This window comes from Archangium sp. Cb G35 (assembly GCF_001896145.1).
In the GTDB taxonomy this organism is placed as follows: Bacteria; Myxococcota; Myxococcia; order Myxococcales; family Myxococcaceae; genus Archangium; species Archangium violaceum.
This window is the reverse complement of record NZ_MPOI01000040.1, coordinates 1-1,013: the sequence shown is the minus strand read 5'-3', so window position 1 is coordinate 1,013 and position 1,013 is coordinate 1. Positions and strand designations below refer to the sequence as shown.

The 1,013-nt window shown below is 69.0% G+C and carries 1 protein-coding gene and 2 pseudogenes; all 3 read right to left on the bottom strand.

Annotated elements, in window-relative coordinates; genetic code table 11:
• Nucleotides 1–266 precede the first annotated feature (266 nt).
• Nucleotides 267–521 (bottom strand): ATP-binding protein, encoded by a 255-nt coding sequence (locus tag BO221_RS52175; RefSeq protein WP_304528739.1) that lies wholly within the window; start codon nucleotides 519–521, stop codon nucleotides 267–269.
• Nucleotides 518–712 (bottom strand): annotated as a pseudogene (locus tag BO221_RS52170) (IS21 family transposase); the annotation flags it as partial. The pseudogene BO221_RS52170 and the gene BO221_RS52175, both read right to left, overlap by 4 nt.
• A 75-nt stretch (nucleotides 713–787) precedes the next feature.
• Nucleotides 788–1,013 (bottom strand): annotated as a pseudogene (locus BO221_RS52165) (IS66 family transposase); the annotation flags it as partial.

The following is a 1,013-nucleotide window of genomic DNA, read 5'->3' as shown; positions in this document are numbered from 1 at the left end:
GTGGACCCCAAGCGCTACCTGCGAGAGGCCGCGCTGGCGGCCCTGCGCGGGGAAGCGATTCCCCTGCCCAACCAGCTCGCGCAGTCCGCTGCGGGCTGACTCGCCACGGCACTCATTCCCACCTGTCTTGAGCTGACCGGGCGCCGCGCTGGCTGTCGCACCGCGGTGAGCGCTCCCTCATGCCCCGCGCTCGTCGTCAAGCTCCTCGACCACGGGGCTCGGCGAGCATTTACGGTGGCCAGCTCCCGCACCAGCCGCTGGTCCACCTAGGGTTGCGCCTTGAAGTCGAAGTCCTCCAGCGTCTTCACCGCCGGGAAGTGCGCGATGGTGATTCCCATGCTGATTCGCTTGCGCTGCTTGGCCCCCATCTCCTCGCGCAGCAGCGCGTCGAGGAAGTCCAGGTAGGTGGGCTCGGTGCGCGCAGCCTCCGCCAGCAGCGCGTCCAGCCGCTCGACCAGGTGTCCAAGGCGCAGCCGCTCCAGGTGCTCGAGCACGCGCGCGTGTACCTGCTCGTGGCTCATGCGGCACCTCGCTTCTCGGCCTGCTCCACCACGGCGGCGTAGTCATCCAACGAGCGCCCGTGCACGTCCAGCTTGGAGCTCTCCTCCGCGGGCTCCACAGTGCGCGGCCTCCATAGGCCCTCCCAGTGCGCCTCGTCGACAACACGGGCGTGCGGCTCCTTGCCGCGCGCGTGGGTGGCCACCAATGGCTCTGCCCTCCTGCTCACCTGACGCAGGAGGTCATGCCTTCATTCCTACCGGAACAGTCACTGTAACCGTTCACCAGCTCAGGCGGTGAGAGCGAGCTGAGGTACGGGCGCGGTGGGGAGGAGCGAAGGCCCGCGCAGGCCGCGGCGGTGGGCGGCGAGGGTGTCGGTCAGGAAGGCGAGCACGTCACGGCCCTGCAGCTTGAGGGTGGTAGTGGTGGTGAAGAGGCGCTCCACGAAGCGGCTGCCCTCCTCGCTCTGCGTGCCGAAGGACGTCTTCCTGTACATGACGGCGTGCCGGATGCAG

Excerpts from the sequence above, each read along its gene's own strand:
- BO221_RS52175 (WP_304528739.1), bottom strand. The coding sequence starts at position 521 with ATGAGCCACGAGCAGGTACACGCGCGCGTGCTCGAGCACCTGGAGCGG.